Below are 2,667 nucleotides of genomic sequence, written 5' to 3'. Positions count from 1 at the left end.
GTCCCGGACCACGCAGGGCTGCCGGGTTCCAAGGCGGGGAAGCGCATGCGGGCGATCGCACGCGACCGCTTCCGGCAGGTCGGATCGCGTGCGCATAAAACCGGATGGGTCTCATGCCAACGCTGACCGCTGAGGTGCTCGGAGATTCGCTCGTCGCAGCCTGGAAGACCAATAACCGGGTGACCACCTACCTCATCGAGAACCTGCCCGAGGCGCTCTGGGATGAGAGAGTCCCGGCAGCGCCTGGCCGTACGGTCCGGATGATCGGCGCTCACCTGCACAACAACCGCTGCATGTGGATCAAGATGGTGGGCAAGAAGGTGGGTATCGCCGTCCCCCAACCCGTTGACCGGCTGAGCGTGAGCCCGTCTCAACTGCTTGCTGCGTTGGACCGAAGCAGCCGAGGCATTCTCGACATGCTGCTTCTCGGGCTGGAGAATGGCGGCAGGCTTCCGACTGTGGCCTGGCAGAATTATCCGAGCGACGTCGTGCACTTCCTGGCCTACCACGTGGCTCACGAAGGGCATCATCGGGGGCAAATCGTCATGCTTGCCCGCCAGCTAGGTCATCGACTTCCCACTGCCATCACAACCGGCCTATGGCAATGGTCGAAGCGGGCGCGCGAGGTGGGCCAATAGAATATCGGGGCACGGCACGGTGGCGGGCAGTTCTATGTCTTCAGCCGCAGCGGAACGGTGCTCTTCTCGCGGCGCACTGCCGCCAGCCTGAGCCCCAGACTGCCGAGCCGGTGCTAGGTTGAGCACGGAGGCCAGCCCCAGCGGAGTTGCCATGGAGACGACGTCGCCGGCGGGAACGTCAGGCCGGCTGGAAGCGATCTGGATCAAGCGGGCGCACTGGGGGCGCATGGATCCGGTGGCGCGTGCGGCGCTGCGCGCCGGCCAGGGCATTGTCGGCAACGCCAACCAGGGCGGGCGGCGCCAGGTCACGGTGATCGAGCGCGAGGTCTGGGAGCAGCTCATGGCCGAGCTGGGCGCCGCGGCGGAGCCCTCGACCCGGCGCGCCAACCTCATGGTCAGCGGCGTGCGGCTGGAGGCGAGCCGGGGCAAGATCCTGCAGGTCGGCTCCTGCCGCATCGAGCTGCTGGGCGAGACCAAGCCGTGCGAGCGCATGGAGCAGGCGGTGCCGGGGCTGCGCGCGGCCATGTACCCCAACTGGCAGGGCGGCGCGTTCGGCGCGGTCCTGACGGACAGCGAGATCGAGGTGGGCGACCCGGTGCTGCTGCTCGATCCGGCGCCCGAGGGGAGCCCGTTCGTGCCATGGAAGCAGCGGGGCACAGGGCAGAGGCATTTGCCGCCTGAAGAGCCGCCCGCGGTGCCGGCCGGTTAGCGCCGGCAGCCGCCGCCGCGCGAAAGCGCTGTCCGTTCCGGGGCGGCCACCACCCCGTGGTCGCTCGACAGCGGTTACCGCAGTGAGAAACAGTCCACGAGCAGACTGTCACCCCACTCCACCTGCGCCCTGCAGCAGATGCTGCGCGATCGCGCTGCAGCAATCGGGAGGCGGCATACGAGCCACAGGTACTTGAGAAACAGTCCATCAGGCGGCGCGCCGTAAGGGAAACCTGGCGGGTTAGCGGTGAGGCGCGCGCCAACCGCGGCCGGCCCTGGTGGGCACGGTGGCTGGAACAACCACTCCCGTCGCAAGCCGATTCTCCTGGCGCATGGGCGCGGCCGTGCCGGAAGCAGGGGCATGGTCACGGGCAAGGGAGAGCGCGCCACCGGCATCGAAGGGGTAGGGCACGGGGACCGTGAACGGGCAGTGAGCTGTGCCTGCGCCGAAGACACCGGGCAATGCTCCTCCGGTTGTCCCGGGCGGCAGGGAGCTTTGCCCGCCGAGGAAAACCCCGCCGGGGCGAACGGCCCCCGGCGGGGTAAACGGCCGGCGCAGCAGCCTACGGCAGGCTTACTGCCTGGAGCCACCCTTCACCACACCAACCACCTTCCCCTGTCCGATAAGCTGTGCGCCGACCGACGCACCCGGCAGCCCGGCCTGGATGGTGCCGCTCCCGCGCACCTCCGCGCCGGCCGAGACGCTGCCGCCGCCCTGGGTGCCCGACCCAGGCTGGGAAGGCTCGTCGCCACGGCCCAGCCGGATCTCCGCCCGGGTCTCCGAGGACAGCTCAGCCGCCAGGTCAAGGTTGCGCTCGAGCGCGGACCGCACCTCGGCCGCGGCGCTGGCGGAAGACTTCCCCTCCGCGACCAGCTCACCCAGCACGGCGAGCGCGATGGTCCGCTGCTCCGGCGGCGAGGTCTGGCTGACGTCCTTCACGTCCTCGGCCCTGGCGCCCTTTTCCAGGGCGAACGCTGCGGCCGCCATCGTGCTGGCCGAGGCCTCCGCCGCCGCACCGCCCATGGCCGCGCGCGCCTCGGTCAGCACCTCGAGCCGGTGCTCGACGGCAGTGGCGATCCTGGTCATGGACACGCCCTTCGCCTTTCCCTCGGCGATCTTGCTTTCCAGCATGGTCACCGGGATGCCGACCTCGAGGGCTTGTTCGAGTGCAGCCTCGATCCGGGCATCCGCCTGCGCGTCCGCCGCGGACCGCGCGGCTCCGCTGGCGGATCCGCTGGCACTGCCCGAGCCGGAGCCCGTGGCGCCGGCGCCGGCCGAGCCCTGGGCCAAGACCGCGGCGGGAACGAGCCCCGCGACCGC

Annotated in this window: 3 protein-coding genes; 2 read left to right on the top strand and 1 reads right to left on the bottom strand. The window is 70.3% G+C overall.

Annotation, left to right across the window (positions count from 1 at the left end; all coding sequences use genetic code 11):
* Positions 1 to 113: 113 nt before the first annotated feature.
* Positions 114 to 638 (top strand): DinB family protein, encoded by a 525-nt coding sequence (locus HY703_08465; GenBank protein MBI4545213.1) that lies wholly within the window; start codon positions 114 to 116, stop codon positions 636 to 638.
* Positions 639 to 789: 151 nt separating this feature from the next.
* Positions 790 to 1,347 carry an MOSC domain-containing protein gene (locus HY703_08460; protein MBI4545212.1) on the top strand — a complete coding sequence of 186 codons (558 nt, stop codon included), beginning with the start codon at positions 790 to 792 and terminating at the stop codon, positions 1,345 to 1,347.
* 573 nt (positions 1,348 to 1,920) lie between these two features.
* Here the strand turns inward: HY703_08460 and HY703_08455 are convergent.
* Positions 1,921 to 2,667: hypothetical protein (locus HY703_08455; GenBank protein ID MBI4545211.1), on the bottom strand; the 747-nt coding region annotated here is incomplete at its 5' end.

The sequence above is a fragment of the Gemmatimonadota bacterium genome (assembly GCA_016209965.1).
In the GTDB taxonomy this organism is placed as follows: domain Bacteria; phylum Gemmatimonadota; class Gemmatimonadetes; order Longimicrobiales; family RSA9; genus JACQVE01.
The sequence above is the reverse complement of the archived record's forward strand: the minus strand, read 5'-3'. Positions and strand labels throughout refer to the sequence as shown.

Coding starts and splice junctions, on each gene's coding strand:
- HY703_08465 (MBI4545213.1), top strand. CDS start 114: ATGCCAACGCTGACCGCTGAGGTGCTCGGAGATTCGCTCGTCGCAGCC.
- HY703_08460 (MBI4545212.1), top strand. CDS start 790: ATGGAGACGACGTCGCCGGCGGGAACGTCAGGCCGGCTGGAAGCGATC.